Origin of the sequence: Pseudomonas sp. 18-147 (assembly GCF_051048045.1) — a bacterium.
Taxonomy (GTDB): Bacteria; Pseudomonadota; Gammaproteobacteria; order Pseudomonadales; family Pseudomonadaceae; genus Pseudomonas; species Pseudomonas aeruginosa.
Genome location: NZ_CP182296.1, coordinates 1,543,438 through 1,570,412 on the forward strand (window position 1 = coordinate 1,543,438; position 26,975 = coordinate 1,570,412).

General features: G+C 66.8%; 23 protein-coding genes. 9 read left to right on the plus strand and 14 right to left on the minus strand.

Annotation, left to right across the window (positions count from 1 at the left end; all coding sequences use genetic code 11):
- Window positions 1-2: 2 nt before the first annotated feature.
- The gene (mexL, locus tag ACM0M4_RS07565) at window positions 3-641 is read right to left on the minus strand and encodes an efflux system transcriptional repressor MexL (protein ID WP_003092468.1); all 639 of its coding nucleotides are present in this window, start codon (window positions 639-641) and stop codon (window positions 3-5) included.
- Between the two features lie 95 nt (window positions 642-736).
- On the opposite strand from mexL, the gene mexJ reads away from it, so the two are divergent.
- Entirely contained in the window at window positions 737-1,840 is a 1,104-nt protein-coding gene (gene mexJ / locus ACM0M4_RS07570) for a multidrug efflux RND transporter periplasmic adaptor subunit MexJ (RefSeq protein ID WP_003092466.1), read from the plus strand.
- 4 nt (window positions 1,841-1,844) lie between these two features.
- Window positions 1,845-4,922 carry a multidrug efflux RND transporter permease subunit MexK gene (mexK, locus tag ACM0M4_RS07575; RefSeq protein WP_014602564.1) on the plus strand — a complete coding sequence of 1,026 codons (3,078 nt, stop codon included), beginning with the start codon at window positions 1,845-1,847 and terminating at the stop codon, window positions 4,920-4,922.
- Between the two features lie 40 nt (window positions 4,923-4,962).
- Here mexK and ACM0M4_RS07580 read toward each other — a convergent pair whose 3' ends face one another.
- The 3 genes from ACM0M4_RS07580 to plsB form a co-directional block, all read right to left on the minus strand.
- Window positions 4,963-5,643: a DUF4197 domain-containing protein gene (locus ACM0M4_RS07580; RefSeq protein WP_023085978.1), complete on the minus strand. Its 681-nt coding sequence runs from the start codon at window positions 5,641-5,643 to the stop codon at window positions 4,963-4,965.
- A gap of 136 nt (window positions 5,644-5,779) precedes the next feature.
- Entirely contained in the window at window positions 5,780-6,178 is a 399-nt protein-coding gene (locus ACM0M4_RS07585) for a YbaY family lipoprotein (protein WP_003098642.1), read from the minus strand.
- A gap of 143 nt (window positions 6,179-6,321) precedes the next feature.
- Complete coding sequence (plsB, locus tag ACM0M4_RS07590; protein ID WP_014602565.1) at window positions 6,322-8,826, minus strand: glycerol-3-phosphate 1-O-acyltransferase PlsB; 2,505 nt, start codon at window positions 8,824-8,826, stop codon at window positions 6,322-6,324.
- Between the two features lie 283 nt (window positions 8,827-9,109).
- Here plsB and ACM0M4_RS07595 point away from each other — a divergent pair, with 283 nt between their 5' ends.
- From ACM0M4_RS07595 to ACM0M4_RS07610, 4 genes are read left to right on the plus strand one after another with little or no spacing between them, the layout of a single operon-like run.
- The gene (locus tag ACM0M4_RS07595) at window positions 9,110-10,033 is read left to right on the plus strand and encodes an ABC transporter ATP-binding protein (RefSeq protein ID WP_003119338.1); all 924 of its coding nucleotides are present in this window, start codon (window positions 9,110-9,112) and stop codon (window positions 10,031-10,033) included.
- Window positions 10,030-10,764 (plus strand): ABC transporter permease, encoded by a 735-nt coding sequence (locus tag ACM0M4_RS07600; protein WP_003117479.1) that lies wholly within the window; start codon window positions 10,030-10,032, stop codon window positions 10,762-10,764. Before ACM0M4_RS07595 ends, ACM0M4_RS07600 begins: the two co-directional genes overlap by 4 nt.
- A gap of 10 nt (window positions 10,765-10,774) precedes the next feature.
- Entirely contained in the window at window positions 10,775-12,622 is a 1,848-nt protein-coding gene (locus ACM0M4_RS07605) for a GldG family protein (RefSeq protein WP_054376274.1), read from the plus strand.
- A 3-nt stretch (window positions 12,623-12,625) separates the two neighbouring features.
- A complete protein-coding gene (locus ACM0M4_RS07610) occupies window positions 12,626-13,606 on the plus strand; it encodes a DUF4340 domain-containing protein (protein ID WP_003143240.1) in 981 nt (326 codons plus the stop codon).
- Between the two features lie 6 nt (window positions 13,607-13,612).
- Here the strand turns inward: ACM0M4_RS07610 and ACM0M4_RS07615 are convergent, their stop codons facing one another.
- The 5 genes from ACM0M4_RS07615 to ACM0M4_RS07635 all read right to left on the minus strand — a co-directional run bounded on the left by ACM0M4_RS07615 (window position 13,613) and on the right by ACM0M4_RS07635 (window position 17,379).
- Window positions 13,613-14,035 (minus strand): SufE family protein, encoded by a 423-nt coding sequence (locus ACM0M4_RS07615; RefSeq protein WP_003092439.1) that lies wholly within the window; start codon window positions 14,033-14,035, stop codon window positions 13,613-13,615.
- Window positions 14,032-15,237 carry a cysteine desulfurase gene (locus ACM0M4_RS07620; protein ID WP_221345519.1) on the minus strand — a complete coding sequence of 402 codons (1,206 nt, stop codon included), beginning with the start codon at window positions 15,235-15,237 and terminating at the stop codon, window positions 14,032-14,034. Before ACM0M4_RS07620 ends, ACM0M4_RS07615 begins: the two co-directional genes overlap by 4 nt.
- A gap of 94 nt (window positions 15,238-15,331) precedes the next feature.
- A complete protein-coding gene (dapD, locus tag ACM0M4_RS07625; RefSeq protein ID WP_003092431.1) occupies window positions 15,332-16,366 on the minus strand; it encodes a 2,3,4,5-tetrahydropyridine-2,6-dicarboxylate N-succinyltransferase in 1,035 nt (344 codons plus the stop codon).
- 29 nt (window positions 16,367-16,395) lie between these two features.
- Complete coding sequence (locus ACM0M4_RS07630) at window positions 16,396-17,019, minus strand: LysE family translocator (RefSeq protein WP_004345492.1); 624 nt, start codon at window positions 17,017-17,019, stop codon at window positions 16,396-16,398.
- Between the two features lie 12 nt (window positions 17,020-17,031).
- A complete protein-coding gene (locus ACM0M4_RS07635) occupies window positions 17,032-17,379 on the minus strand; it encodes an ArsC family reductase (RefSeq protein ID WP_003098619.1) in 348 nt (115 codons plus the stop codon).
- A 302-nt stretch (window positions 17,380-17,681) separates the two neighbouring features.
- On the opposite strand from ACM0M4_RS07635, the gene ACM0M4_RS07640 reads away from it, so the two are divergent.
- Complete coding sequence (locus tag ACM0M4_RS07640; RefSeq protein ID WP_003098616.1) at window positions 17,682-18,035, plus strand: YkgJ family cysteine cluster protein; 354 nt, start codon at window positions 17,682-17,684, stop codon at window positions 18,033-18,035.
- A gap of 14 nt (window positions 18,036-18,049) precedes the next feature.
- Here the strand turns inward: ACM0M4_RS07640 and ACM0M4_RS07645 are convergent, their stop codons facing one another.
- Both ACM0M4_RS07645 and ACM0M4_RS07650 read right to left on the minus strand, forming a co-directional pair.
- Window positions 18,050-18,343, minus strand: a complete 294-nt coding sequence (locus ACM0M4_RS07645) for a hypothetical protein (protein WP_003098613.1) — start codon at window positions 18,341-18,343, stop codon at window positions 18,050-18,052.
- Window positions 18,344-18,664: 321 nt separating this feature from the next.
- The gene (locus ACM0M4_RS07650) at window positions 18,665-19,024 is read right to left on the minus strand and encodes a hypothetical protein (protein ID WP_003092416.1); all 360 of its coding nucleotides are present in this window, start codon (window positions 19,022-19,024) and stop codon (window positions 18,665-18,667) included.
- A gap of 237 nt (window positions 19,025-19,261) precedes the next feature.
- Here ACM0M4_RS07650 and ACM0M4_RS07655 point away from each other — a divergent pair, with 237 nt between their 5' ends.
- Window positions 19,262-21,007: a Na+/H+ antiporter gene (locus ACM0M4_RS07655; protein WP_003109341.1), complete on the plus strand. Its 1,746-nt coding sequence runs from the start codon at window positions 19,262-19,264 to the stop codon at window positions 21,005-21,007.
- A gap of 49 nt (window positions 21,008-21,056) precedes the next feature.
- Here ACM0M4_RS07655 and dapC read toward each other — a convergent pair whose 3' ends face one another.
- From dapC to map, 3 genes are all read right to left on the minus strand, one after another.
- Entirely contained in the window at window positions 21,057-22,265 is a 1,209-nt protein-coding gene (gene dapC, locus ACM0M4_RS07660; protein ID WP_003092403.1) for a succinyldiaminopimelate transaminase, read from the minus strand.
- Between the two features lie 17 nt (window positions 22,266-22,282).
- Window positions 22,283-24,985: a [protein-PII] uridylyltransferase gene (locus ACM0M4_RS07665; RefSeq protein ID WP_023087099.1), complete on the minus strand. Its 2,703-nt coding sequence runs from the start codon at window positions 24,983-24,985 to the stop codon at window positions 22,283-22,285.
- A gap of 166 nt (window positions 24,986-25,151) precedes the next feature.
- Window positions 25,152-25,937 (minus strand): type I methionyl aminopeptidase, encoded by a 786-nt coding sequence (gene map / locus ACM0M4_RS07670; protein WP_003092395.1) that lies wholly within the window; start codon window positions 25,935-25,937, stop codon window positions 25,152-25,154.
- 264 nt (window positions 25,938-26,201) lie between these two features.
- Between map and rpsB the strand changes: the two genes are divergently transcribed.
- A complete protein-coding gene (rpsB, locus tag ACM0M4_RS07675; protein ID WP_003092394.1) occupies window positions 26,202-26,942 on the plus strand; it encodes a 30S ribosomal protein S2 in 741 nt (246 codons plus the stop codon).
- The last annotated feature ends 33 nt before the right edge of the window (window positions 26,943-26,975 follow it).

The window sequence follows — 26,975 nt, forward strand, 5'->3', positions numbered from 1 at the left end:
CCTCAGCCGCCCGCGGCGAAGGCGCGCAGGAACAGCGCCACCACTTCTTCCACGTGCCGCTCGCCTTCGGCCTCGTCCAGCGGTTCGGCGCAGCCGATCAACAGACGGTAATTGGCGCAGCCCTTGACCAGCATGAAGAAGTGTTCGGCGGCGTGGCGCGCGTCCGGGAACGCCAGCTTGCCGCTGCGGCGGGCCTGCTCGAGGAGGCGTTCCATCTCGTCGATCACCTGCTTCGGCCCGGCCTCGAAGAACAGCTCGGAAAGCTTGGGGTTCTGCCCGGCCTGCGCGGCCATCAGGCGGGTCAGGGCGATCGCCTCGTGGCTGTTGATCAGCCGGTGGAAGCCGCGGGCGATATTCAGCAGGACCTTTTCCAGTGGCGCGCCTTCGGCCAGCTGGAAGTACAGGGCGGGAAGCTGCTCGGCGCACTTGGCCTTCACCGCTTCGCTGAAGAGGGTTTCCTTGTCGGTGAAGTGGCTGTAGACGGTGAGCTTGGAAACGCCGGCTTCCGAGGCGATGGCTTCCATGCTGCTGCCGTCGTAGCCGTTGCAGAGGAACAGGCGCTTGGCCGCCTCGAGAATGGCTTCCCGTTTGGCCGGGTCCTTGGGCCGGCCGGGACCGACGGAGGAGGTGGATTCTGACATGCGCTTATACAATTGAAATACTGGACTGATGGGTTCTGTATTTTTACTATACCGCCCAGTATAAGAACTCGAACGCAGTTTGCGGAAGGTGTCACATGTACCGCCATATCCCGCTCGTCGCCCTGTCCCTGTTTTCCTCCCTGTTCCTCGCCGCCTGCGGCAACGGCACGCCGCCGCCAGCCGCGGCGCGTCCGGCGATCGTCGTCCAGCCCCAGCCGGCGGGGGAGGTGAGCCAGGCCTTTCCCGGCGAGATCCGCGCCCGCCACGAGCCGGAGCTGGCCTTCCGCATCGGCGGCAAGGTCATCCGCCGGCTGGTGGAAGTCGGCGAGCGGGTGAAGAAGGACCAGCCCCTGGCCGAACTCGATCCCCAGGACGTGCGCCTGCAACTGGAGGCGGCGCGGGCCCAGGTCAGTGCCGCCGAGGCCAACTTGCAGACCGTGCGCGCCGAGTACCGGCGCTACCGCACCTTGCTCGACCGCAACCTGGTCAGCCATTCCCAGTTCGAGAACATCCAGAACAGCTACCGCGCCGGCGAGGCGCGGTTGAAGCAGATCCGCGCCGAATTCAACGTCGCCGACAACCAGGCCGGCTACGCCGTGCTGCGCTCGCCCCAGGATGGCGTGATCGCCAGCCGGCGCGTCGAGGTGGGCCAGGTGGTGGCGGCCGGGCAGACGGTCTTCAGCCTGGCCGCCGACGGCGAGCGCGAGGTGCTGATCGGCCTGCCGGAACACAGCTTCGAACGTTTCCGCATCGGCCAGCCGGTGTCGGTCGAACTCTGGTCGCAACGCGACAGACGCTTTGCCGGGCATATCCGCGAGCTTTCGCCCGCGGCCGATCCGCAATCGCGTACCTTCGCCGCCCGGGTGGCCTTCGACGACCGCGCGACTCCGGCCGAACTGGGCCAGAGCGCGCGGGTCTACGTCGCCGCCGCCGAGGCGGTGCCGTTATCGGTTCCCTTGTCGGCGCTGACCGCAGAGGCCGGCCAGGCGTTCGTCTGGGTGGTCGAACCGGGCAGCTCGACCCTGCGCCGGCAGCCGGTGCGCACCGGTCCCTATGCCGAGGACCGTGTGCCGGTGCTCGAAGGCCTGAAGGCTGGCGACTGGGTGGTGGCCACCGGGGTCCAGGTGCTTCGCGAAGGGCAGCAGGTGCGTCCGATCGACCGGGCCAACCGCACGGTGAAACTGGCGGCCAAGGAGTAGTCGCATGTCCTTCAACCTTTCCGCCTGGGCGTTGCAGAATCGCCAGATCGTCCTGTACCTGATGATCCTGCTTGGCGCGGTTGGCGCGCTGTCCTACAGCAAGCTGGGGCAGAGCGAAGACCCGCCGTTCACCTTCAAGGCCATGGTGGTGCAGACCAACTGGCCGGGTGCCAGCGCCGAAGAGGTGGCCCGGCAGGTCACCGAGCGTATCGAGAAGAAGCTGATGGAAACCGGCGACTACGATCGCATCGTGTCCTTCTCCCGCCCCGGCGTCTCGCAGGTGACCTTCATGGCCCGCGAGGACATCCATTCCAGCGAGATCCCCGAACTCTGGTACCAGATCCGCAAGAAGATCAGCGACATTCGCGCCACCTTGCCGCAAAGCATCCAGGGCCCGTTCTTCAACGACGAGTTCGGCACCACCTACGGCAACATCTATGCGCTCACCGGCAAGGGCTTCGACTATGCGGTGATGAAGGACTATGCCGACCGCCTGCAACTGCAATTGCAGCGGATCAGGAACGTCGGCAAGGTCGAACTGATCGGCCTGCAGGACGAGAAGATCTGGATCGACCTGTCCAACACCAAGCTGGCCACCCTCGGCCTGCCCCTGGCGGCGGTGCAGAAGGCGCTGGAGGAACAGAACGCGGTGGCCTCCTCCGGGTTCTTCGAGACCGCCAGCGACCGCGTGCAATTGCGCGTTTCCGGGCGTTTCGATTCGGTGGAGGAGATCCGCGACTTCCCCATCCGCGTCGGCGACCGCACCTTCCGCATCGGCGACGTGGCCGAGGTTCGCCGCGGCTTCAACGATCCGCCGGCGCCGCGCATGCGCTTCATGGGCGAGGACGCCATCGGCCTGGCGGTAGCGATGAAGCCGGGCGGCGACATCCTGGTGCTGGGCAAGGCCCTGGAAACCGAGTTCGCCCGCCTGCAGCAGTCGCTGCCGGCCGGACTGGAACTGCGCAAGGTGTCCGACCAGCCGGCGGCGGTACGTACCGGGGTCGGCGAGTTCATCCGGGTGCTGGCCGAGGCGCTGGTGATCGTCCTGCTGGTGAGCTTCTTCTCCCTCGGCCTGCGCACCGGCCTGGTGGTGGCGCTGTCGATCCCGCTGGTGCTGGCGATGACCTTCGCCGCCATGCATTACTTCGGCATCGGCCTGCACAAGATTTCCCTCGGCGCCCTGGTGCTGGCGCTGGGATTGCTGGTGGACGACGCGATCATCGCGGTGGAGATGATGGCGGTGAAGATGGAGCAGGGCTACGACCGCCTCAAGGCGGCCAGCTTCGCCTGGACCAGCACCGCCTTCCCGATGCTCACCGGCACCCTGATCACCGCCGCCGGCTTCCTGCCGATCGCCACCGCGCAGTCCGGCACCGGCGAATACACCCGCTCGCTGTTCCAGGTGGTGACCATCGCCCTGGTGGTCTCCTGGTTCGCCGCGGTGGTCTTCGTTCCCTACCTGGGGGCCAAGCTGCTGCCGGACCTGGCCAGGTTGCACGCGCAGAAGCACGGCGGCAGCGCCGATGGCTACGATCCCTATGCTACGGCCTTCTACCAGCGCTTCCGGCGTCTGGTGGAGTGGTGCGTGCGCTACCGCAAGACGGTGATCGTCCTGACCCTCGCCGCCTTCGTCGGCGCGCTGCTGCTGTTCCGCCTGGTGCCGCAGCAGTTCTTCCCGCCCTCGGCGCGCCTGGAGCTGCTGCTGGACATCAAGCTGGCCGAGGGCGCCTCGCTGCGCTCGACCGGCGAGGAAGTCCAGCGCCTGGAAAAAATGCTGCAGGGCCATGACGGCATCGACAACTACGTGGCCTACGTCGGCACCGGCTCGCCCCGCTTCTACCTGCCGCTGGACCAGCAGTTGCCGGCGGCCAGCTTCGCCCAGGTGGTGGTGCTGGCCAAGGACCTGGAGAGCCGCGAGGCGCTGCGCAAGTGGCTGATCGAGCGGATGAACGAGGACTTCCCGCACCTGCGCAGCCGCATCAGTCGCCTGGAGAACGGGCCGCCGGTGGGCTATCCGGTGCAGTTCCGGGTTTCCGGCGAGGACATCCCGCAGGTTCGCGAACTGGCGCGCAAGGTCGCCGACAGGATGCGCGAGAACCCGCACGTGGTGAATGTGCACCTGGATTGGGAAGAGCCGAGCAAGGTGGTGTACCTGAGCATCGACCAGGAGCGCGCCCGTGCCCTGGGGGTGAGCACCGCCAGCCTGTCGCAGTTCCTGCAGAGCGCGCTGACCGGTTCGCATGTGAGCTTCTTCCGCGAAGACAACGAGCTGATCGAGATCCTCCTGCGCGGCACCGAGCAGGAGCGTCGCGACCTGTCGTTGCTGCCGAGCCTGGCGGTGCCGACCGAGAATGGCCGGAGCGTGGCGCTGTCGCAGATCGCCACGCTCGAATACGGTTTCGAAGAGGGGATCATCTGGCACCGCAACCGCCTGCCGACGGTCACCGTGCGCGCCGATATCTACGACGATTCGCTGCCGGCGACCCTGGTCGCGCAGATCGCCCCGACCCTGGCACCGATCCGCGCCGAGCTGCCGGACGGCTACCTGCTGGAGGTGGGCGGAACGGTGGAGGACGCGGCGAAGGGCCAGAGTTCGGTGAACGCCGGCGTGCCGCTGTTCATCGTGGTGGTGTTGAGCCTGCTGATGGTGCAGTTGCGCAGCTTCTCGCGGATGGCGATGGTATTCCTCACCGCACCGCTGGGCCTGATCGGCGTGACCCTGTTCCTGCTGCTGTTCCGCCAGCCGTTCGGCTTCGTGGCGATGCTCGGGACCATCGCCCTGGCCGGCATGATCATGCGCAACTCGGTGATCCTGGTGGACCAGATCGAACAGGACATCAGCCATGGACTGGATCGCTGGCACGCCATCATCGAGGCTACCGTGCGGCGTTTCCGGCCCATCGTGCTGACCGCGCTGGCGGCGGTGCTGGCGATGATCCCGCTGTCGCGCAGCGTGTTCTTCGGGCCGATGGCGGTGGCGATCATGGGCGGGCTGATCGTCGCCACCGTGCTCACCCTGCTGTTCCTGCCGGCGCTCTATGCCGCCTGGTTCCGCGTGAAGAAGGACGAGGCGCGGGCCTGACGGGAGAAGGGGACGGGGCGATCGCGCCCCGTCCGTCGACTCACCTGGCCGCGCCGAAGACCTTCTTGGCCAGGCTGGTGGCGGCCGCCGCCGGGTTCTGGCGGATGCTCTTCTCCTGCCTGGCGATCATCTCGAAGAGCCCGTCGAGGGCCTGTTCGGTGACATAGCCCTCGACGTTGGCGCTCTTCGCATCGACCACCCCAAGGGTCGCCGCCTGGCTGGCGAAGGCGTTGTACTGCTTGACCAGGCCGACCTCGTCGGTGGCCTGCTTGACGATCGGCAGGAACTTCGCGCGCAGCTGTTCGCGGCTGGACTTGTCCAGGTATTCGGTGGCGGCGTCGTCACCGCCCTTGAGGATGCCCTTGGCGTCGGCCACGGTCATCTTCTTCACCGCCTCCACCAGCAGGCCCTGGGCCTGCGGCACGGCAGCCTCGGCGGCGCGGTTCATGCTCGCCTCGAGCTGGTCGACCTGGGCGCCCATGCCGAACTGCTTCATCAGCTTCGCCGCCTTGCCCAGCTTGCCGGGCAGTTCGATGCGCACGTCCGGGTTGTTGTTGAAGCCGCCCGGCTGGCCAAGCTGGCGGACGGCGATCTGCGCGCCCTGGGTCAGGGCGTCCTTCAGACCGCTGGAGGCGTCGTTCTGCGACAGGTCGGCGAGGGACAGGGCGAGGGCGTTGGCCGAGAGCAGCAGGCCGGCGCAGAGGGCAGTGAGTCGGAACATGACAGCGTCCTTGATGTGGAACGTACGGGGTATCCGGCCGCTCGTCGTGAGGTGGATCGGCAACCGGTAGCGAATAGGAGGTGGAGTGTACTGGAGGGAACCGCCGGTTCGCACCGGCGGCTTGCCGCGGTGTGCTTCAGCGCGCCGATTCGACCTGCACGCGATAGGGCTGCGGGTCGCTGCCGTCGAGTTTCACCGAGTGGCGGGTGGTGTTGATGAACAGCAACTGGCCGTTCAGCTCGATGCGCGCGCTCACCGCATAGCTGTGGCCCGGCTTGACCTGCTTCGGGTCGTACTCCAGGTGGAACGCCAGCGGCACCTGGCTGGTGATCTCGCGGGTCTGGCTGGCCAACTGCACCGAGGGGGCGTCGGCCAGGGACACGTCTTCCAGGCTCACGCTCAGGCGCGCCGAGGGCGGCAGGGCGATACGCTCGCGGTAGAAGACCTCACCATCGAAGCTGGCGTTCGAAGTCGATTGCTGGGTACCGCAGCCGGCGAGAATGCTGGCGGCGAGCAGCAATGGCAGTTTTTTCATGGGAGCCTCCTTTCAGACGGAACAAAAAAACGAGCGGGCCTCTGACCCGGGAAACCAGCATAGGTTGCCGGGCCGGAACAGGGAAAGGTCGCAGGATATTTCAGCGGAGCGACGCCCGTCCCTCGCAGGGCGGGCGCCGGGTCTCAGTTGGCGGCCGCGTCGTTGCTTTCGGCGGCGGCTTCCTCGGCGGGACGCTCCAGCGCCACCTGGCGGATCGACAGGCGGATCTCCGCCGGCAGCACGCGCTTGGCGGCGCCTTCGGCCAGTTCGCCGAGCAGTTCGTGGTAGCTCAGTTTGCCGGCCTCGTCCTTGCGCAGCACACGCAGGTCGAGAAGGGTCTGGATGAAGTGGCGGAACAGGCTCTTGTCGAAGAACTCCGGGGCGTTCAGGCCATGCAGGATCGACAGGCGCTGGGCCATCACGGTGCAGAGGTTCTCCAGTTCCTCGGCGGTCAGGGCGTTCTGCCCGGCGTTGAGCAGCAGGGCGATGGCCATGTAGAAGCGCTGCAGGGTCTGGGTCACCGAACGAGCGAGGAGGATCAGCAGCACGTATTGCCGCGAGCTTGGCGCCGGGCGGATGAAGGTGTCGTTCTCCTGGCGCAGCAGGCCCTGCTCCACCAGGGCCGCCAGCCACTGGTCGATCACCGCGTCGAGTTCGTCCAGGCTCCAGCGGATGAACAGTTCCGCCTGCAGGTAGGGATAGAGCGCGCGGGCGAAGCGCAGCAACTGTTCGCGGCTGATCCGCGAGTTGCTCTGGAAGAAGCTGGCGATCAGCGCCGGCAGGGCGAAGACGTGGAGGACGTTGTTGCGGTAGTAGGTCGCCAGCACCGCGTTCTGTTCGTCGAGATAGAGGATGCGGCCCAGCGCGTCCTTCTGCTCGGCCAGCAGGTTCATGCTCTTCACGTACTCGATCAGGGCCTGGCCGTCGCCGTCCGGCAGGGTCGCGCTGGGCGAGTAGGGCACCTTGCGCAGCAGCGCCAGGTAGAGGTCGAGGATTCGCGCCAGGGCGCTTTCGTCGAGGGCCTGGCGGCTGGTGGAGAGCAGCGCCAGGGCGACCAGGTTGACCGGGTTGATCGCCGCCGCGTCGTTGAGGTGACGGGCGACGTCCTTGGCCAGCAGGTTGGTGGTCTGCGGCAGCCAGTCGGGGCGGTATTCCGGGCCGAGGTCCTGGTCCTGCCAGTCGGGCTGGTGGCGGTCGAGGAACTGGTCGAGATGGATCGGCTCACCGAAATTCACCCAGACCTGGCCAAAACGCTGCTTCAGGGCGCCGACCACCTTGAACAGGTCGAAGATCGACTCCTTCTTCTTGGTCGCGCCGCGCAGTTCGCCGAGGTAGGTGCGGCCTTCCAGCACGCGCTCGTAGCCGATGTAGACCGGTACGAAGACGATCGGCCGGCGCGAGTCTCGGAGGAAGCTGCGCAGGGTGATGGCGAGCATGCCGGTGCGTGGGTGGAGCATGCGCCCGGTGCGCGAACGGCCGCCCTCGACGAAGTACTCGGTGGAGAAGCCGCGGGAGAACAGGGTGTGCAGGTACTCGTTGAACACCGCGGTGTAGAGCTGGTTGCCCTTGAAGCTGCGGCGCATGAAGAAGGCCCCGCCGCGGCGCAGGATCGAGCCGATCACCGGCATGTTCAGGTTGATCCCGGCGGCGATGTGCGGCGGGGTCAGGCCGTTGCGGAACAGCAGGTAGGAGAGCAGCAGGTAGTCGATGTGGCTGCGGTGGCAGGGCACGTAGACGATCTCGTTGCCCTGGGCCACGTCCTGCACCCGCTCGATGTGGTTGACCTTGACACCTTCGTACAGCTTGTTCCAGAACCAGCTGAGGATGACTTCGAGGAAGCGGATCACCGGATAGGAGAAGTCCGAGGCGATTTCATTGGCGTAGCGCAGCGCGATGCCTTCGGCCTTCTCCTGGGATATCCGTTCGCTCTCGCATTCCTCGCTGATCGCCTGGCGTACCAGCGGCGCGCGCAGCAGGCCCTTGACCAGGTTGCGGCGGTGCGACAGGTCGGGACCGATCACCGCGGTCTTCAGGTTGCGGAAGTGCACCCGGAGGATACGGTTGACCATGCGCAGCGTGCGCTCGTGGCCCTTGCCCTGTTCCACCAGCTCGCGCAGGTGGATCGGCGCTGAGAACTGCACACGGGTCTTGCGTCCGAGGATCAGGATGCGCGCCAGCTTGCGCAGGCGCCCGGTGACCGCCCAGTTGTCGGCGAACAGCAGCTTCCAGGGGCTCGATTCGCTGTCCGGCGATTGTCCCCAGAACACGCTGACCGGAATGATCTGCGCGTCGTCGAGACCGTTCTGGCCGACCGCGGCGAGCATGCGCACCAGGGTCGGCGAGGCGCCGCGCTTATCCTGGCGGCCGAGCCAGTCGGGTTCGGGCGTCAGGTAGAAGAACGCCGCCGGCTCGATGGCGTCGCCTACCGCTACCGGCATCACCGGACGCGGCAGCCCGGCCTTGCGGCATTCGGTATCCACTACCGCGAGATCGCTGACCGAAGGCTGTTGCAGCACGTAGAGCACCGGCTTGCTGCGGTCGATCTTCAGGGTGAAGGCCGATTGGTTGATGGTTTCCGAGCGTACCCAGAGGTACAGCAGGCGGCGCAGGGCGCCAAAACCAAAGCGGCGGAAAGGGTAGCGGGGCATACGGTGTCTACTGGCAGTTGATCGGGACCCGGCGTGACGGGCGCGGCTAGTTTGCCGCAATCCCCGGAGGGCCGCAAAAGAACGCAACGCGTCCTACGGCGAACGGCGGCGAACAGGTTGCGAATGTAGAACCTTCGGCAGGCGTTCGGGTTCTGTCACGTTTTGCCAAGGTTCTCCCGATGCCCCGTATTGCCAGGCGGCGGGGCGCTTCGGCTATAGTCCCTGCGCGTTTTTCGCGGCCCTGGCCGGACATGGCGGCGGCCGCCGGAACAGGTAGGGGACCATGATCGAAACAAGAAACCTCGGCAAACGCTTCGGCTCGCGGGTGGCGGTGGACGACCTGTCCTTCCAGGTGGCGACGGGGGAGGTACTGGGCTTCCTCGGTCCGAACGGCGCCGGCAAGTCCACCACCATGAAGATGCTCACCGGCTTCCTGGCGCCCAGCGCCGGCACCGCGAGCATCTTCGGCTTCGACATCCGCAACCGCACGCTGCAGGCGCAGCGGCTGATCGGCTACCTCCCGGAAGGTTCGCCCTGCTACGCGGAAATGACCGTGCAGGGCTTCCTCGATTTCATCGCCGAGATCCGTGGCTACCGTGGTGCCGGCAAGCGCGAGCGGGTCGCCCGGGCACTGGGGCTGCTGGAACTGGACGAGGTGCGCCGGCAGACCATCGAAACCCTCTCCAAGGGCTTCCGCCGGCGTGTCGGCCTGGCCCAGGCGATCCTCCACGAACCGCGGGCGCTGGTGCTCGACGAGCCCACCGACGGGCTCGATCCGAACCAGAAGCACCAGGTCCGCGAACTGATCCGCGGCCTCGCGCAGGAGCGCATCGTGATCATCTCCACCCATATCCTCGAGGAAGTCTCGGCGCTGTGCAGCCGCGCCCTGGTGATCGGCGGCGGGCGGCTGCTGGCGGACAGCACGCCGCTGGAGCTGGCCAGCCGCTCGCGCTACCACCAGGCGGTGACGCTCTACAGCGACGAGCCCCTGGATGCCGTGGCGCTGGCGGTGCTGCCGGGCGTGGCGGGCATCGAGGAGAACCCCGCCGAAGGCAGCCTGACCGTCCTGGCGCAGCCGGGCGCGGTAATCTTCCCCCAGGTCAGCGGGCTGGTCGCCGAGCGCGGCTGGCGGATCCGCGAACTGGACGTGGAGCGCGGCCGGCTCGACGAGGTATTCCGCAACCTGACCCGGGGGACGGAGGCATGAAGCAACTGCCGGTGATCTTCAAGCGCGAGCTGGCGAGTTATTTCGCCACGCCGCTGGCCTATGTGTTCATCGTGATCTTCCTGGTCCTGGCGGGCGTGTTCACCTTCTACCTGGGCAACTTCTACGAACGCAACCAGGCCGACCTGGCCTCCTTCTTCGCCTTCCATCCCTGGCTCTACCTGTTCCTGGTTCCCGCGCTGGCCATGCGCCTGTGGGCGGAGGAGCGCAAGTCCGGCTCGATCGAGCTGCTGATGACCCTGCCGCTGACCCGCTTCGAAGCCGTGGCCGGCAAGTTCCTGGCCGCCTGGGCGTTCGCCGGAATCGCACTGCTGCTGACCTTCCCCATGGTGCTCACGGTGAACTACCTGGGCGAGCCGGACAACGGTGCGATTCTCGCCGGCTACCTGGGCAGTTGGCTGCTGGCCGGCGGCTACCTGGCCATCGGTTCGTGCATGTCGGCCCTGGCGAAGAACCAGGTGATCGCTTTCATCCTCGCCGTGGCCGCCTGCTTCCTGTTCATGCTCAGCGGCTTTCCGCTGGTGCTCGATGCGTTCAGCCAGTGGGCGCCGCAGTGGTTGCTCGATGCGGTGGCCTCGCTGAGCCTGCTGACCCGCTTCGATGCCGTCAGCAAGGGCGTCATCGACCTGCGCGACCTGCTGTATTTCGTCAGCCTGATCGTCGCCTGGCTGGCCGCCACGGCGGTGGCGGTCGAGCTGAAGAAAGCCGAATGAGGGGGAGTCGATGAAACGCGTGTTGTCCTCTGGCGCCGGGCTGTTGCTGATCGCGCTGGCGTTCCTGGCCTTCAACATGGTCTCCGGCCTGCTGTTCAGCGGCGCGCGGCTCGACCTGACCGAGCAGAAGCTCTACACCATCAGCCCCGGCACCAAGCGGATCCTGGCCGGCCTCGACGAGCCGATCAACCTGTACTTCTTCTATTCGGATAGCGGTGCCCGGGAACTGGTGCCGCTGCGCAACTACGCCAGGCGCGTCGAGGAACTGCTGCGCGCCTACGAGCGCGAGGCGAACGGCAGGATTCGCCTGCAGGTGATCGATCCCGAGCCGTTCTCCGAGAACGAGGACAAGGCCACCGAGTTCGGCCTGCAAGGAATTCCCCTGCAGCAGGGCGGCGACAACCTGTACTTCGGTCTGGCCGGCAGCAACGCCCTGGACGGAGTCCAGGTCATACCCTTCTTCCCGCTCGATCAGGAGGAGTTCCTCGAATACGACATCAGCCGTCTGGTGCAGACCCTGGCCCAGCCGCAGCGGCCGGTGGTCGGCCTGATGTCGTCGCTGCCGCTCAATGGCGGCTTCGACATGGCCAGCCGGCAGCCGACCTCGCCGTGGATGGTCATGGAGGAAATCCGCCAGCAATTCGACCTGCGCAGCCTCAAGAGCGATGCCACGGAAATCCCGCCGGAGGTCTCGGTGCTGCTGCTGGTGCATCCCAAGCAGTTACCCGAGCAGACGCTATACGCCATCGACCAGTTCGTCCTGCGCGGGGGCAAGCTGCTGGCGTTCGTCGACCCCTTCAGCGAGGCCGACAGCGGCAGCGATTTCGCCGCTACGCTGGATGGCGACAAGTCGTCCGACCTCGCGCCGCTGTTCGAGGCCTGGGGGCTGCGGCTGCTGCCGGGCAAGGTGCTCGGCGACGGCGCCTATGCGATGTCCATCAGTCTTGGCCGGGACCAGCGTCCGGCCCGGCATCCGGCCTGGCTCAGCTTGCCGCGCGAGGCGCTGGACCAGGACGACATCGCCACTGCCGGCCTGGAAAGCCTGACCCTGGCGACGCCCGGTATCCTCGAAAGGCTCCCCGGAGCGAGCACCAGCTTCACGCCTTTGCTGCAAAGCTCGACCCAGGCGATGCCATTCGACGCCTCGCGCTTCGGCCTGCTGCGCGACCCCGGCGATCTGATGCGCGAGCTGCGCCCGAGCGGCCGACGGCATACTCTCGCCGCCCGTATCCAGGGGCCGGCGAAGAGTGCCTTCGCGGAGGGCATCGAGGGGCATCGGGAAGGCCTGAAGGAGGCGCGCAACATCAATGTCATCGTCGTGGCCGATACCGACCTGCTCAGCGATCGCATGTGGGTCCAGGTGCAGGACTTCTTCGGCCAGCGCGTGCCGCAGCCCTGGGCCGACAACGGCGCGCTGGTGGTCAACGCGCTGGACAACCTGTCGGGCACCGACGCGCTGATCAGCGTGCGCTCCCGCGGCCGGTTCAGCCGGCCGTTCGTGGTGGTCGAGCGCCTGCAGCGCGAGGCCGAGACGAGCTTCCGGCAAAAGGAGGACCAGCTCAAGCAGCGCCTCGCCGATACCGAGCAGCAACTCGCCGCCCTCCAGCAGGGCGCCGCCCCGGAGAAGGCCGTCGAACTGACGCCCGAACAGCAGGCCACGGTGCGCCAGTACATGCAGGAGAAGCTGCGCATCCGCAAGGAGCTGCGCGAGGTGCAGTACCAGTTGAACGCCGATATCGACGCACTGGGCCGCACCCTGAAGCTGGTCAATATCGCCCTGGTTCCCTCGTTGCTCACGGTCGGCGTGCTGCTCGGCTGGCTCTGGCGGCGCCGGCGCATGGCCCGGGGAGGGCAATGACGCATGCGGCGCAATACGCTGATCGTCCTGCTGGCGCTGGTGGCGGCGCTGGCCGGAACCTTCGCCTGGCTGCAGCGCGAGCGCGCAGCCGAGGTACCTGCCTTGCCGGCGGCAGAGCGCTGGCTGCCGGAACTGGACAGCGCGACGCTGAGTGGCCTGCACATGCAGTTTGCCGACGGTTCGCCGGATATCCGGGTCGAGCGGCGTGCGGGCGCGTGGGTCCTGCCGGCCAAGGCCGACTATCCGGCCGACCGGCTACGCTTGTCGGCGCTGCTCGAGGCACTGGCAGAGGCGCGCAAGGTCGAGGCGAAGAGCGCCAACCCGAAGAACCACGCGCTGCTTGGCCTGGCGGAGCGTGGCGAGGGGCAGGCGCTACGCCTGAGCCTGCATTGGCAGTCCGACGAGCCTCTGGTGCTGCTGGTGGGCAAGGATGCGCAGCATGGCGGTAGCTTCGTACGACGACTGGGCGACCCGCAGGCCTGGCTGATCGACAAGCGCCTGCCGTTGCCGAACAACGAGCTGGAGTGGCTCGACCGGCGGATCGCCACGCTGCCCTTCGCCCGGGTGCGCGAACTGCAACTGCGCTATCCGAAGGGCGAACGCCTGGATCTCTATCGCGACGACGCCGGGCAGCCGAACCTGCAGGTCCGGCAATTGCCCACAGGGCGCAAGCTGGCCTATGAGGCAGCGGCCAACGGCGCGGCGGCGCTGTTCGCCGACCTGCGTTTCGCCGATGTAGCGCCGCTGGCGCAGGTGGGATTCAGACAGGCGCCATTGCTCCTGGCGTTCAGCCTGCGGACGTTTTCCGGCGCGCGCCTGGATGGCGAGATTCGGCGCCAGGGCGAGCAATACTGGTTGTTGCCGAAGAGCGTCGAGGGCTTCGCCGAGGGCGAGGTCGCCGCCCATCCTGACTGGGCCTATCGGATCGAAGAGGACCGCTACCGCGCCCTGGCCCGGCACCTGCCGGAGCTGCTGGCGCGCTGAGCGGGCTCAGCCGGCGGTCTGGCCGGCCAGTTCGCGCATGCGTTGCAGCACGGCGTTCAGGCCGTTGCTGCGCGAGGGCGACAGTTGGCGGGAAAGACCCAGGCAGGTGAACCAGTCGTTGAGGTCCAGGCGCGCCAGTTCGCGGGTCTCGATGCCGTCGACCCGTGCCAGCAGCACCGCCAGCAGGCCGCGGATCAGGCGCGCGTCGCTGTCGGCACGGAAGCGCCAGTGGCCGTCGCGCTGCTCGCCGAGCAGCCAGACCAGGCTTTCGCAACCGTGCACGCGATGCTCTTCCTGGCGTTCGTGTTCCGCGAGCGGCGCCAGGCGCTCGCCCCATTGCAGCAGCAGACGCGCACGCTGTTCCCAACTGGCGGTGTGACCGAAGGCGTCCAGTGCCTCCTGGGCCTGTTCGGGGAGAACCGGGTTCATCGCAGCAACTCCAGTGAGCGGTCGAGGGCCAGGAAGAAGCGCTCCAGGTCGTCGGCATCGTTGTACAAGCCCAGCGAGACACGCAGGGCGCCGGGTACCTCGAGGCGTTGCAGCAGCGGCATCGCGCAATGGTGGCCGGCGCGCACCGCGATGCCCTGTTCGCCGAGCAGGTGGGCGAGATCGGCGACGTGCACGCCGTCGACGCAGAAGCTGGCCAGCGCCGTCTGCGGTTCGCCGAGCAGGCTGACGCCGTCGCGCGCCAGCAGGCCGGCGAGCAGGCGGGCGTGGAGGGCGCCTTCGTGGGCGGCGACTTCGGCTTCGTCCAGGGTGGCCAGCCAGTCGATGGTCGCGCCCAGGCCGATCGCCGCGGAAACCGCCGGGGTGCCCGCCTCGAAGCCGAGCGGAGCGGCATGGAAGCTGGCTTCGTGGAAGCCGGTGTGGCGTACCATCTCGCCGCCGAACTGCCAGTGCGCCAGTTGCTCCAGGGCCTGTGGGCGACCCCAGAGCACGCCGATGCCGTCGGGGCCGTAGAGCTTGTGGCCGGAGAATGCGTAGAAGTCGCAGCCCAGGCCCGGCAGGTCGTGGCGTCCGTGGACGCTGCCCTGGGCGCCGTCGACCAGGGTCCAGGCACCGCGCTCGCGGGCCAGCTGGATCAACTCCACCACCGGTTGCCAGGTGCCGAGAACGTTGGACAACTGGCTGATCGCCAGCAGGCGGGTGCGCTCGCCGATGATATGGCGGGCCTGCTCCAGGTCGATCACCCCGCGCTCGTCCAGCGGCAACACGCGCAGGACCAGGCCGCGGCGCAGGGCCAACTGCTGCCAGGGAAGCAGGTTGGCATGGTGTTCCAGGGCACTGACCAGCAGTTCGTCGCCAGGACGGAAATGCTGCTCCAGCCCATAGGCCACCAGGTTGATCGCCTCTGTGGTGCCGCGGGTGAGCAGCACCTCGGCCGGGTTGCCGGCGTGCAGCCAGTGGGCGACGCGGCTGCGCGCGGCCTCGAAGGCCCGGGTGGCGCGCTCGCCGGGGACATGTTGGGCGCGGTGGACGTTGGCGGCGCCGCCAAGGTAGTAGCCGTTCAGGGCGTCGAGTACGGCCTGTGGCTTCTGGGCGGTGGCGGCGCTGTCGAGGTAGGTCAGGCCTTCCGCGGCGAAGGCGGAAAAGGCCGGAAAGTCGGCGCGCCAGGGAGACGGCAGGGACATGGCGGACACTGTGCGAGGACGGTTACAGGGGAAAGGGTAGCGCACCCGGCGGCGCTGGCGAGCACCGTCGGGCGAGCGGGGAGGCGAGCTGGGCTCAGTTGTGCGCGTGCAGCGCTTCGTTCAGCTCGATGGCGGTCTTGTTGGTCTTGCACTCCACCGCACCGTTCTGCGAGTTGCGGCGGAACAGCAGGTCGGGCTGACCGGCCAGGTCGCGGGCCTTGACCACTTTCACCAGGGCGTTCTGCTCGTCGAGCAGGGCGACCTTGGTGCCGGCGGTGATGTACAGGCCGGCCTCGACGATGTTGCGATCGCCCAGCGGGATGCCGATGCCGGCGTTGGCGCCGATCAGGCAGCCTTCGCCGACGCTGATGACGATGTTGCCGCCACCGGAAAGGGTGCCCATGGTCGAGCAGCCGCCGCCCAGGTCCGACCCCTTGCCGACGAACACGCCGGCGGATACGCGGCCTTCGATCATGCCCGGGCCTTCGGTGCCGGCGTTGAAGTTGACGAAACCTTCGTGCATCACCGTGGTGCCTTCACCGATGTAGGCGCCCAGGCGCACGCGGGCGGTGTCGGCGATGCGTACGCCGGCCGGGACCACGTAGTCGGTCATCTTCGGGAACTTGTCGACGGAGAAGACTTCCAGCAGCTTGCCCTTCAGTCGCGCTTCCAGTTGCAGTTCGGCCAGTTCGGCCAGGTCCACCGCGCCGATGTTGGTCCAGGCCACGTTCGGCAGGAGCGGGAAGATGCCGCTCAGGTTCACAGCGTGCGGCTTGACCAGGCGGTGGGAGAGCAGGTGCAGCTTGAGGTAGGCCTCCGGGGTGGAGGACGGCGCGGCGTCTTCCGCCAACAGGGTGGCGACCAGCGGCTTCTGGCTTTCCGCCAGGCGCGAGAGCAGGGCCGACTGAGCGGCGTCGATACCCTTCAGGGCGTCGGCCAACTGGTAGGCCTGCTGCGAAGTGAAGGTCAGCGCCTGGTTGCCGGCTGCGTAGCCAAGGATCGGTGCGACGGCGGCGACGATTTCGCTCGAAGGCTTGAGCAGCGGCAGCGCGTAGAACACTTCCAGCCAGGCTTCCTGGCGGTTCTGGGTGCCGACGCCGAAGGCCAGGCTGAACAGGGATTGCGACATGTGGGTTTCCTCGAAACGGAGTGGAACGGTCAGGCCGGACGGCGGCTGAGCAGCAGGCCCAGTCCCGCGCTGCCGAGCAGCGCGGCGCAACCGCGGTTGAACAGACGCCGGGCCCGCTGGCCGGCGAGCAGCCGGCCGAGGTGGAGCCCGGCATAGGAATAAAGAGCGATGGCCAGCCATTCGAGCAGCAGGAATGCCGCTCCGAGCTGGGCGAACTGGGCGCCCAGCGGTTGGCCGGGATCGACGAACTGCGGCAGGAAGGCGGTGAAAATCAGGATCGCCTTCGGGTTGCCCGCCGCCACCAGGAACTCCTGGCGCCCCAGGCGCCAGAGGCTGGGACGCGCCGGGCTGGCTTCGTTCGCCAGTGGCTGCGCATCGGTCCGCCACAATTGCACCGCAAGCCACAACAGGTAGGCAGCGCCGAGCACCTTGATCGCCAGGAACAGCCAGGCCGAGGTGTGCAGCACCAGCGCCAGCCCGGAGGCGGCCAGGGCGAGCATGCCGGCGAATGCCAGCAGGCGCCCGCCGCCGGCCAGCGAGGCGGTGGCGAAACCGTGCCGGGCGGCGTTGTTCAGCGACAGCAGGTTGTTCGGCCCCGGCGCCAGGTTGAGGGCGAAGCAGGCGGGTACGAACAGGGCCCAGGCGACACTCATGCGGCCTCCCGCTCAGGCCAGGGCGGCGGCGTAGGCGTCGGGCTTGAAGCCGACCAGCGTCCTGCCGCCCAGCTCCAGCACCGGGCGCTTGATCATCGACGGCTGGGCCAGCATCAGCTCGATCGCCTTGGCTTCGTCGAGATCGGCCTTCTGCGCTTCGTCGAGCTTGCGGAAGGTGGTGCCGGCGCGGTTGAGGACGGTTTGCCAGCCGTGCTCCGCGCACCAGCGCCGCAGGTGTTCGCGGTCGATGCCGACGGCCTTGTAGTCGTGGAAGTCGTAGGCGACCTTGTGCTCGTCGAGCCAGGTCCGAGCCTTCTTCATGGTGTCGCAGGCTTTGATGCCGTAGAGAACGTAGGTCATTGCTTCTCCCGAGGCCCGGGTCTTCCCGGGCCCTGCCGATAGGTCGCCGAAAGGTGATCGCCGGATTATGCCACGTCGTTCCGCCCCTGTGCGGTCTCGGGGCTACCGCGCTCGGGAGCGGCGTGACGGCAGATAGCCGTGGACGGGCGGGCGGACAGGGAGCCGGGCTGTTTCCCTGGCCGGGAACGGAGAGAGCGCAGGTTGAACAGGTCGATTCGGCTCGCTGGAGAGCATCCTTACCGGTACTTTCGGAATGCTCCGGTCCGCGCTGTACAATCCTTCCCCCGCCGAGGAGATTTCCCATGAGTTGCATCGGTCGCCAGATAGACCAATTACGCCTGCAGATACCGGGCTTCGCCTGCAAGCCCGGCTGCCACGATTGCTGCGGGCCGGTTACCGCCTCGTCGGAAGAGATGGCCCGCCTGCCGGTGAAGAGCGAGGCCGAACACGACGCCGCCCTGGCCGAGTGGAACTGCGTCCATCTCGGACCGAACGGCTGCGAGGCCTATGAGGAACGTCCGCTGATCTGCCGGCTGTTCGGCACCACGCCGAACCTGCCCTGCCCGGAGGGGCGGGGGCCCGAAGTGCCGGTGGCGGAGCAGGTGGAGCGACAGGTGCATGCGCTGATCGCCAGCACTCGCCAGGTGCTGGTGTAGCGGCCTGCCCGCCGCTAGGTTTCCGCGGTCTCGGTGGCGCGGGACTGCAGGGCCGGTTCGAAGGCTGGTTCGGGCGGCGTTTCCTCTAGGGGCATCGGCTCGTCCGCAGAGAGTTTCTGGAGAACCGCGGCGATCCGCTCGATGCTCTCTTCGAGCTCGAGCACCCGGTTGACCATGTACAGGATCATCTCCGGCGAACTCAGGTGCGCCAGCCGCATGGTCGCCTGCAAGTCGTCGTGGCGGTTGTCCCGGTCGGCCATCAGTGTCTCAGCCAGGCTCTTCAGCAACAGCATCTCGGCGCGCCTCATGGGCCGCTGCTCCGCGATTCCGCGGTAGGGGAAAAAGCTCGTTCCATCTCGCGACCTACCCGAAACGACTACATCCAAAGGTGTAATTCTACATTGCCATCACTTCGATCGTCGGACAATAGTCGCGTTCCAGACGCCTTGCACAGGTGACGAACGGGACTCGAAGCGGCCTGGTCTGCATGGCCGGGTGATGGGCGAGTTCCTTGATGCGGGGCGGCGGCTGTTTGGCGCAGGACAAAAAAAGCCCCGCCGGGTAGGCGAGGCTCAGGGGGAGAACAGCGTGCGGGGGCTCGCTGTCCGGGATGAATCGTCGTGGTGCGCTTAGCCGCAGGGCTGCTGCGGACCGCCGGTCATGCTCTCGACGCTGTCCAGTACGGCATGGCCCTTGCCGACCTTCTGCACGTCGTCGACGTCGCGCATGATGCTGCCGCCGTCGCTCATCTGGTTGCGGGTCTTGATCAGGTTGGTGGTGATGTCCAGCAGGCTGCGACCGGTAGCGATCAGGTCATTGGTGGCGCTGGGGGTGCAAGGGGTGTTGGCGGAGGCGACCTGAGCCTGGCCGGGTTGCCCGGGCTGGGTGGTGCGGTAGCCCTGGGTCAGTGCGTTCTGCTGGAGGCAGCCGGAGGTGGCGGCGAACATCGAGGCGAGCAGCAGTGCGGAAGTAAGTCCCTTGCTTGTCATGGCGGCATTCCTTTGTCTGAGTGGGCGCTGCACCCCGTACTCCTTCGGGGCGTCGTCCTGGCCGACGCTACGGCGGGCCTGGACTGAAGGGGAGTGTAGGAGCGTCTCGCACCGCTATGAAATAGCTCGGATGTACTAGTGCGGGAACCTTGGCCGGGCGCCCCGGTCGTCGCCGCGGAGGGGGCGGACGCGCGGGGTAGAGCGGCGGGGCTAGGAAAGACCGTACGGATTGTGCGAATGTCGGATAGCTGCCTACCGATCGCGATGGTGCAATCGGCGCAGTCGCATCGTCCAGGGACGAAGCCGGAGATCCCCGCCCTCATGCAAACCGTGTACACCGTTCTGACCCTGCTGCTGGTCGTCGGCGCCACCCGCCTGGCTGCCCAGTTGCTGCCCTTGCCGCTACCATTGATCCAGATCGCCGCCGGGGCCCTGCTGGCCTTGCCCTCCCTCGGGCTGCACATTGCCCTCGACCCGGAGCTGTTCCTCTTCCTGTTCATTCCGCCGCTGCTGTTCGTCGATGGCTGGCGTATTCCCAAGCGGGAAGTCTGGCGGATGCGCTGGCCGATCCTGATGATGGCGTTCGGCCTGGTGTTCTTCACCGTGGTCGGCGCCGGCTATTTCATCCATCTGCTGATCCCGGAAATTCCCCTGGCGGCTTCCTTCGCCCTCGCCGCCGTGCTGTCGCCCACGGACGCCCTGGCGGTCTCGGCGATCACCCAGGGGCGGCTGCCCAAGCGCCTGATGCACCTGCTGGAGGGCGAGGCGCTGATGAACGATGCCTCTGGCCTGGTGGCATTCAAGTTCGCCATCGCCGCGGCGATGACCGGCGTGTTCTCGCTGGTGGACGCCAGCCTCAACTTCCTCCTGGTCGCGGTCGGCGGCCTGGCCATCGGGGTGTTCCTCAGCTGGTCGCTGGGCCGCATCCGCGCCTGGATGATCTCCCGTGGCTGGGACGACCCGGCGACCCACGTGGTACTGATGCTGTTGCTGCCGTTCGCCTCCTACATGGTGGCGGAACACCTGGGCGTCTCCGGGATTCTCTCGGCGGTGGCGGCCGGCATGATGCAGAGCTGGGTCGACCTGCTGCCGCGGCAGACTTCCACGCGCCTGCTCAACCGCAGCGTCTGGTCGATGCTGGAGTTCGCCTTCAACGGCGTGGTGTTCCTGCTGCTCGGCCTGCAGTTGCCGGACATCATGAAGTCGGTGGCCAACCACCACGGCGACCTGCTCTGGCGTTCCTCGCTGCTGCTGGCCTACGTGGCGGCGATCACCGCCGTGCTGATGCTGATCCGCTACGGCTGGGTCTATGGCTACTGGAAGCTGTCGCTGCGCATCGATCGCTGGCGCGGCAAAAGCCCGCCCGGGCTGAGCGGCATCTCCCTGCGCCGTCTCTCCGCCCTCAGTGCATTGAGCGGCGTGCGTGGTGCGGTGACCCTGGCGGCGGTGCTGTCGGTACCGATGAGCCTGATGGATGGCAGCGCCTTCCCGCAGCGCGACCTGATCATCTTCATCGCCACCAGCGTGATCCTGATTTCCCTGATCGGCGCGACCATCGGCCTGCCGCTGCTGCTGCGCGGGCTGCCGGCGAGCAACAATGGCGCCCACGAGCGCGAGCGGCGCGAGGCCTGGCGCAAGACCGCGGAGGCGGCGATCCGGGCCCTGGAGAGCGAGGAACTGCCGCAGGTGGAAGGCAACGATGCGGCGAATACTTCGCGGGTCGCCGAGGCGCGTGCGCAGATCATGGCCGAATACCGCCAGTCGCTGGATACCGCACCGACCACCGATGAGGCCCGCGACCAGGCCCAAGCCCTGGAGATCGCCGACAAGGCCTTGCGCCTGAAGGCGTTGCGCGCGCAGCGCCTGGAACTGTACCGGCAGCGGCGTAACAACGAGATCGACGACGAGACCCTGGGCGACATCCTGCGCGAGCTGGACCAGCAGGAAAGCTGGCTGACCAATCGCTTCGCCCGCTGGGTGTGAACGAAAAGGGATCGCCGCGGCGATCCCTTTTCGTTTCTCCGCGCAGGCTTCAGCGCGCCCGCAGGTAGTCGCGGATGCGCTCGGCGGCTTCGACGCACTCGGCCAGTGGTGCCACCAGGGCCATGCGCACGCGGTTGGCGCCGGGGTTCTCGCCGTCCACCTCGCGCGACAGGTAGGAACCCGGCACCACCGTCACGTGCTGCTGCTCGAACAGTTCGCGGGTGAATACGGTGTCGTCCACCGGGGTACGTGCCCACAGGTAGAAACTGCCGTCCGGGCGCTGTACGTCGAGCACGCCGTCGAGGATCGCCAGCACGGCGTCGAATTTCTCGCGGTAGAGGCTGCGGTTGGCGCGCACATGGACCTCGTCGTTCCAGGCGGCGATGCTCGCCAACTGGGTCTGCACCGGCATGGCGCAGCCGTGGTAGGTGCGGTAGAGGAGGAATTTCTTCAGGATCTCCGCGTCGCCGGCGACGAAGCCCGAGCGCAGGCCGGGCAGGTTGGAGCGCTTGGACAGGCTGTGGAACACCACGCAGCGGCTGAAGTCCGTGCGGCCCAGCTCGGCGCAAGCGTTGAGCAGGCCGGGCGGCGGGGCGTTTTCGTCGAAGTAGAGTTCGCTGTAGCACTCGTCGGCGGCGATCACGAAGTCGTAGCGGTCGGCCAGGGCGATCAGCTTCTTCAGGGTCTCCAGCGGTACCAGGGCCCCGGTGGGGTTGCCTGGCGAGCAGAGGAAGAGAATCTGGCAGCGCTGCCAGGTCGCCTCGTCGACCGCGTCGAAGTCGGGGTTGAAGCCGTTTTCCTCGCGGCAGGGCAGGTAGTGCGGCACGGCTCCGGCGAGCAGCGCCGCGCCTTCGTAGATCTGGTAGAACGGGTTCGGGCTGACCACCAGGCCGGGCGCCTCGCCGGGCTCGCTGCGGCGGACCACGGTCTGGGTGAAGGCGAACAGCGCCTCGCGGGTACCGTTCACCGGCAGTACGTGGCGCGCCGCATCCAGCCAGCCGGCCGGCACCGAGAAGCGCCGCTCGCACCAGCGCGCGATGGCTTCGCGCAGGGCTGGCAGGCCGAGGGTGGTCGGGTAGACCGCGAGTTGGTCCAGGTTCTCCGCCAGGGTTTCGGCGACGAAGCTCGGCGAGCGGTGCTTGGGCTCGCCGATGGACAGTGCGATCGGCTTCAGCGTCGCGGGCGGCCGGGCGCCGCCGAGCAGGGCGCGGAGCTTCTCGAAGGGGTAGGGTTGGAGGTTGTCGAGTGCGGTATTCATGGCGTTGGCAAGGCTTCTCAGAAGTTTATCCGGGTAGGCAGGGTGTCCCGTCCGTTGTCTTGTGACAGCTGCTCGACCAGGGCGGCCTGCAGGCGTTTGCACAGGTCGGGGTCGGCGAGTGGCTGGTTGCGCGCATCGGTGATGTAGAAGACGTCCTCCACGCGCTCGCCGAGGGTGGCGATCTTGGCGTTCTGCACCGACAGGTCGAAATCCAGGAAGATGCCGCCGATCCGCGCCAGCAGGCCGGGGCGGTCGGGGGCGATGACTTCGAGCACCGAGACCTGGCGCAGCGCGTCGGTGGAGATGGTCACCTGCGGGGCGAAGGCGAAGTGCTTGAGCTGGCGCGGCACCCGGCGCTGGATGATGGTCGGGTAGTCGTCGGGGTTCTTCAATGCGTCGATAAGCCCCTCGCGGATCTCGGCGATGCGCTCCGGGTTGTTGCCGATGGAGTCGCCGTCGGCGTCGAGCACGATATAGGTATCGAGGGTGAACTGGCTGGTGGAGGTGATGATCCGCGCGTCCTGGATGCTCAGGTTGAGCTGGTCCATGGCGGCCACGGTGACCGCGAAGAAATCGTGCTGGTCGGCGGCGTAGATGAAGATCTGCGAACCGCTCTCGAACTCGCGCTGGGTGGTTTCCTTGATCAGCACCAGCGGCGTGCCGTCGTCCGGGTGCTGGAGGATCGCCTCGGTGTGCCAGGCCACGTCGCCGGCGGTGTGGCGCAGGAAGTAGTCGTCGCCGAGCTGGCTCCATAACTGCTCGGCATCGTCCTGGTCGATGCCGTTGCGTACCAGTTGGTCGAGGGCCGCGGTCTGCGTCTGGCGGATCTGCTCCTCGCGGTCCACCGGGTTCTCCAGGCCGCGGCGCAGGGCGCGCTTGGTCTCGGTGTAGAGCTGCCGGAGCAGGCTGGCGCGCCAGGAGTTCCAGAGCGTCGGGTTGGTGGCGTTGATGTCGGCCACGGTGAGCACGTACAGGTAGTCGAGGTGGGTCTGGTCGCCGACCAGTTGGGCGAAATCGAAGATCACCTGCGGGTCGGAGAGGTCCTTGCGTTGCGCGGTGGTCGACATCACCAGGTGGTTCTGCACCAGCCAGGACACCAGTTGGGTGTCCCAGAGCGGCAACTGGTGGCTCTGGCAGAAGGCCTCGGCGTCCACCGCGCCGAGTTCCGAGTGGTCGCCGCCACGGCCCTTGGCGATGTCATGGTAGAGACCGGCGATGTAGATCAGTTCCGGCTTGGGCAGACGATCGATGATCTTGCTCGCCAGCGGATATTTCTCGGCCATCTCCGGCCGATTCAGCTTGCGCAGGTGCTTGATCAGGTTGAGGGTGTGGGCGTCCACCGTATAGATATGGAACAGGTCGTGCTGCATCTGCCCGATGATATGGCCGAACTCCGGCAGGTAGCGGCCGAGGATGCCGTAGCGGTTCATCCGCCGCAGGTTGCGGTGGATACCCTGGCTGCTCTTGAACAGCTCGATGAACAGGCTGGTGTTGCGGATGTCGTGGCGGAACTCGTCGTCGATCAGGTGTCGGCTGTCGCGCAGCAGGCGAATGGTGTCGGCGCGCACGCCCTTGATTTCCGGGTGCTGGGCCATCAGCACGAAGATTTCCAGGAGGGCGAACGGGGTGCGCTTGAAGACGTTCGGGTGCGTCACCTCGATGTAGCCGTCGCGCAACTGGAAGCGACTGTTCAGCGGTTGGATCTGCACCGGCTGCTCGCAGGGCAGGATGACTTCCTCGAAGTGCTGGATGATCAGGTCGTTCAGCTCGGAGATCGCCATCACCACCCGGTAGTACTTCTGCATGAAGCGTTCGACCGCCAGCTTGACGTCGTTGTCTTCGTAGCCGAACAGACGGGCGATGCTGCGCTGGTGATCGAACAGCAGGCGATCCTCGGCGCGCCCGGCGAGCATGTGCAGGGCATAGCGGACCCGCCAGAGGAACTCCTGGCTGGAAGCCAGCATGCTGCACTCGCTTTCCACCAGGAAGCCTTCGCGCACCAGGGCGTGCAGGTTGAGGCTGCCGAACTGGCGGCGGGCCATCCAGAGGATGGTCTGGATGTCGCGCAGGCCGCCGGGGGAGCCCTTGACGTTGGGCTCGAGGTTGTACTCGGTGTCGTTGTACTTGGCGTGGCGGCGCTGCTGTTCGTGGCGTTTGGCCAGGAAGAACTCCTTGCTCGGCCACATGTGCGCGCTGCCGGTAACCCGCAGCATGCGCTGGCGCAGGCTGTCAGGGCCGCAGATGGTGCGGCATTCCATGAGGGTGGTGATCACCGTCAGGTCGGCGCGTGCTTCCTCCGCGCACTGCTGCACCGAGCGCACGCTCTGGCCGACTTCCAGGCCGATGTCCCAGAGCAGGGTGAGGAAGCCTTCGATCGGCTCGCGGAAGCTCTCCTGGTCCTCGCTGTCGAGGAGGATCAGCAGGTCGACGTCGGAGTAGGGGTGGAGTTCGCCGCGGCCGTAGCCGCCCACGGCGACCAGGGCGATGTCGGCGTCGTCTCCCCAGTCGAAGCGCTGCCAGGCCTGTTGCAGGATCTGGTCGACGCACCAGGCGCGATCTTCGATCAGGCGGCGGATGTTGCGGCCGCTGTTGAAGCGGTTGTCGAGCACTTCGCGGAATTGCCGGATGGCCTTCTTGAAGGCGGCGATCGGGCTGGACTTCAAGGCCAGTTCCGCCTGGAACTGCCCGCGATCGAACAATTCGGGATCCACCTGCGGCATGCGGCCTTCCTTTATCTGCTAGCGTTTGGGTTCGATACGCGAGCGCCCCGTCTTGGTGCGTTTTTGCGCTGTATTGGTGCGCGCGTTGCGCCGAATCGGGGCGTCGGCCCCGCCGGAATGGGGCGGGGCGTCGAGGCGCACGGCTGGCAGCAAAAGCCGGGCCGGATCAGGCTGCCGAGGTGCGCGGGAAGGTTTCGTCGTTGCGCAGGGTGAGGATCTCGTAGCCATCGGCGGTGACCAGCACGGTGTGCTCCCATTGCGCGGACAGCTTGCGGTCCTTGGTGATCGCGGTCCAGCCGTCGCCGAGCAGGCGGGTCTCCGGGCGGCCCTGGTTGATCATCGGCTCGATGGTGAAGATCATGCCTTCCTTCAGCTCGATGCCGGTACCCGCACGACCGTAGTGGAGGACCTGCGGCTCCTCGTGGAACACCTTGCCGATGCCATGGCCGCAGTATTCGCGGACCACCGAGAAGCCGTTCTTTTCCGCGTGCTTCTGGATGATTTCGCCGATATCGCCCAGGTGCGCGCCCGGACGCACCACGGAAATGCCCTTGTACATGCATTCCTGGGTGATCTGGCAGAGGCGGTCGGCCCATTCCGGGGTCTTGCCGACCAGGAACATCTTGCTGGTGTCGCCGTGGTAGCCGTCCTTGATGACGGTGATGTCGACGTTGAGGATGTCGCCTTCCTTCAGCGGCTTCTCGTTGGGGATGCCATGGCAGACCACATGGTTGATCGAGGTGCAGATCGACTTGGGAAAGCCCTTGTAGTTCAGCGGGGCGGGAATCGCCTTCTGCTCGTTGACGATATAGTCGTGGCAGATGCGATCCAGCTCCTCGGTGGTCACGCCGGGCTTGATGTGTTCGCCGATCATTTCCAGCACTTCGGCGGCCAGGCGGCCGGCGATGCGCATCTTCTCGATATCGTCGGGCGTCTTGATGGTGACGGTCATGCGAATTCTCTTCGGGCGTGCAAGCACGCATGAATAATAAGGAATACGCGATTCTAGCAGACCTGACCGACCGATCTACTCCCGCCCGGCCATCCGCGGCGGGTTTCACTGCGTCCACGGTTATGGTATAAAGCGCCCCGCTCCGAGGCTGCGGCCTTTTCCGGAGCACAAACCCACACATGCATCGACACGATGGCCTGGGTGCCCGCAAGGGTTGGTCATTGGGATGCGTGGAGGCCTAACCCGACTTATCGAGGAACTATCATGTCCCAAGTCAACATGCGCGATATGCTGAAGGCCGGTGTGCACTTCGGCCACCAGACCCGTTACTGGAACCCGAAAATGGGCAAGTTCATTTTCGGCGCGCGCAACAAGATCCATATCATCAACCTCGAAAAGACCCTGCCGATGTTCAACGAGGCCCTGACCTTCGTTGAGCGCCTGGCCGCTGGCAAGAACAAGATCCTGTTCGTCGGCACCAAGCGTTCCGCCGGCAAGATCGTTCGCGAGGAAGCCGCTCGTTGCGGCATGCCGTACGTCGACCATCGCTGGCTGGGCGGCATGCTCACCAACTACAAGACCATCCGTCAGTCGATCAAGCGCCTGCGCGACCTGGAAACCCAGTCCCAGGACGGCACCTTCGACAAGCTGACCAAGAAAGAAGCCCTGATGCGCAGCCGTGACCTCGAGAAGCTCGAGCGCAGCCTGGGCGGCATCAAGGACATGGGCGGCCTGCCGGACGCTCTGTTCGTGATCGACGTCGACCACGAGCGCATCGCCATCACCGAAGCCAACAAGCTGGGCATCCCGGTCATCGGCGTTGTCGATACCAACAGCAGCCCGGAAGGCGTCGACTATGTAATTCCCGGTAACGATGATGCCATCCGCGCCGTGCAACTCTACCTGAACTCGATGGCCGAAGCGGTAATCCGCGGCAAGCAGGGCGCTGCCACCAGCGCCGACGAGTTCGTCGAGGAAGCGCCGGCCGAATCCGCCGAAGGCTGATTCCGGGACGTTCAGACGTCCGACGGTGCGCAG

Excerpts from the sequence above, each read along its gene's own strand:
- mexL (WP_003092468.1), bottom strand. The coding sequence starts at position 641 with ATGTCAGAATCCACCTCCTCCGTCGGTCCCGGCCGGCCCAAGGACCCG.
- mexJ (WP_003092466.1), top strand. The coding sequence starts at position 737 with ATGTACCGCCATATCCCGCTCGTCGCCCTGTCCCTGTTTTCCTCCCTG.
- mexK (WP_014602564.1), top strand. The coding sequence starts at position 1,845 with ATGTCCTTCAACCTTTCCGCCTGGGCGTTGCAGAATCGCCAGATCGTC.
- ACM0M4_RS07580 (WP_023085978.1), bottom strand. The coding sequence starts at position 5,643 with ATGTTCCGACTCACTGCCCTCTGCGCCGGCCTGCTGCTCTCGGCCAAC.
- ACM0M4_RS07585 (WP_003098642.1), bottom strand. The coding sequence starts at position 6,178 with ATGAAAAAACTGCCATTGCTGCTCGCCGCCAGCATTCTCGCCGGCTGC.
- plsB (WP_014602565.1), bottom strand. The coding sequence starts at position 8,826 with ATGCCCCGCTACCCTTTCCGCCGCTTTGGTTTTGGCGCCCTGCGCCGC.
- ACM0M4_RS07595 (WP_003119338.1), top strand. The coding sequence starts at position 9,110 with ATGATCGAAACAAGAAACCTCGGCAAACGCTTCGGCTCGCGGGTGGCG.
- ACM0M4_RS07600 (WP_003117479.1), top strand. The coding sequence starts at position 10,030 with ATGAAGCAACTGCCGGTGATCTTCAAGCGCGAGCTGGCGAGTTATTTC.
- ACM0M4_RS07605 (WP_054376274.1), top strand. The coding sequence starts at position 10,775 with ATGAAACGCGTGTTGTCCTCTGGCGCCGGGCTGTTGCTGATCGCGCTG.
- ACM0M4_RS07610 (WP_003143240.1), top strand. The coding sequence starts at position 12,626 with ATGCGGCGCAATACGCTGATCGTCCTGCTGGCGCTGGTGGCGGCGCTG.
- ACM0M4_RS07615 (WP_003092439.1), bottom strand. The coding sequence starts at position 14,035 with ATGAACCCGGTTCTCCCCGAACAGGCCCAGGAGGCACTGGACGCCTTC.
- ACM0M4_RS07620 (WP_221345519.1), bottom strand. The coding sequence starts at position 15,237 with ATGTCCCTGCCGTCTCCCTGGCGCGCCGACTTTCCGGCCTTTTCCGCC.
- dapD (WP_003092431.1), bottom strand. The coding sequence starts at position 16,366 with ATGTCGCAATCCCTGTTCAGCCTGGCCTTCGGCGTCGGCACCCAGAAC.
- ACM0M4_RS07630 (WP_004345492.1), bottom strand. The coding sequence starts at position 17,019 with ATGAGTGTCGCCTGGGCCCTGTTCGTACCCGCCTGCTTCGCCCTCAAC.
- ACM0M4_RS07635 (WP_003098619.1), bottom strand. The coding sequence starts at position 17,379 with ATGACCTACGTTCTCTACGGCATCAAAGCCTGCGACACCATGAAGAAG.
- ACM0M4_RS07640 (WP_003098616.1), top strand. The coding sequence starts at position 17,682 with ATGAGTTGCATCGGTCGCCAGATAGACCAATTACGCCTGCAGATACCG.
- ACM0M4_RS07645 (WP_003098613.1), bottom strand. The coding sequence starts at position 18,343 with ATGAGGCGCGCCGAGATGCTGTTGCTGAAGAGCCTGGCTGAGACACTG.
- ACM0M4_RS07650 (WP_003092416.1), bottom strand. The coding sequence starts at position 19,024 with ATGACAAGCAAGGGACTTACTTCCGCACTGCTGCTCGCCTCGATGTTC.
- ACM0M4_RS07655 (WP_003109341.1), top strand. The coding sequence starts at position 19,262 with ATGTCGGATAGCTGCCTACCGATCGCGATGGTGCAATCGGCGCAGTCG.
- dapC (WP_003092403.1), bottom strand. The coding sequence starts at position 22,265 with ATGAATACCGCACTCGACAACCTCCAACCCTACCCCTTCGAGAAGCTC.
- ACM0M4_RS07665 (WP_023087099.1), bottom strand. The coding sequence starts at position 24,985 with ATGCCGCAGGTGGATCCCGAATTGTTCGATCGCGGGCAGTTCCAGGCG.
- map (WP_003092395.1), bottom strand. The coding sequence starts at position 25,937 with ATGACCGTCACCATCAAGACGCCCGACGATATCGAGAAGATGCGCATC.
- rpsB (WP_003092394.1), top strand. The coding sequence starts at position 26,202 with ATGTCCCAAGTCAACATGCGCGATATGCTGAAGGCCGGTGTGCACTTC.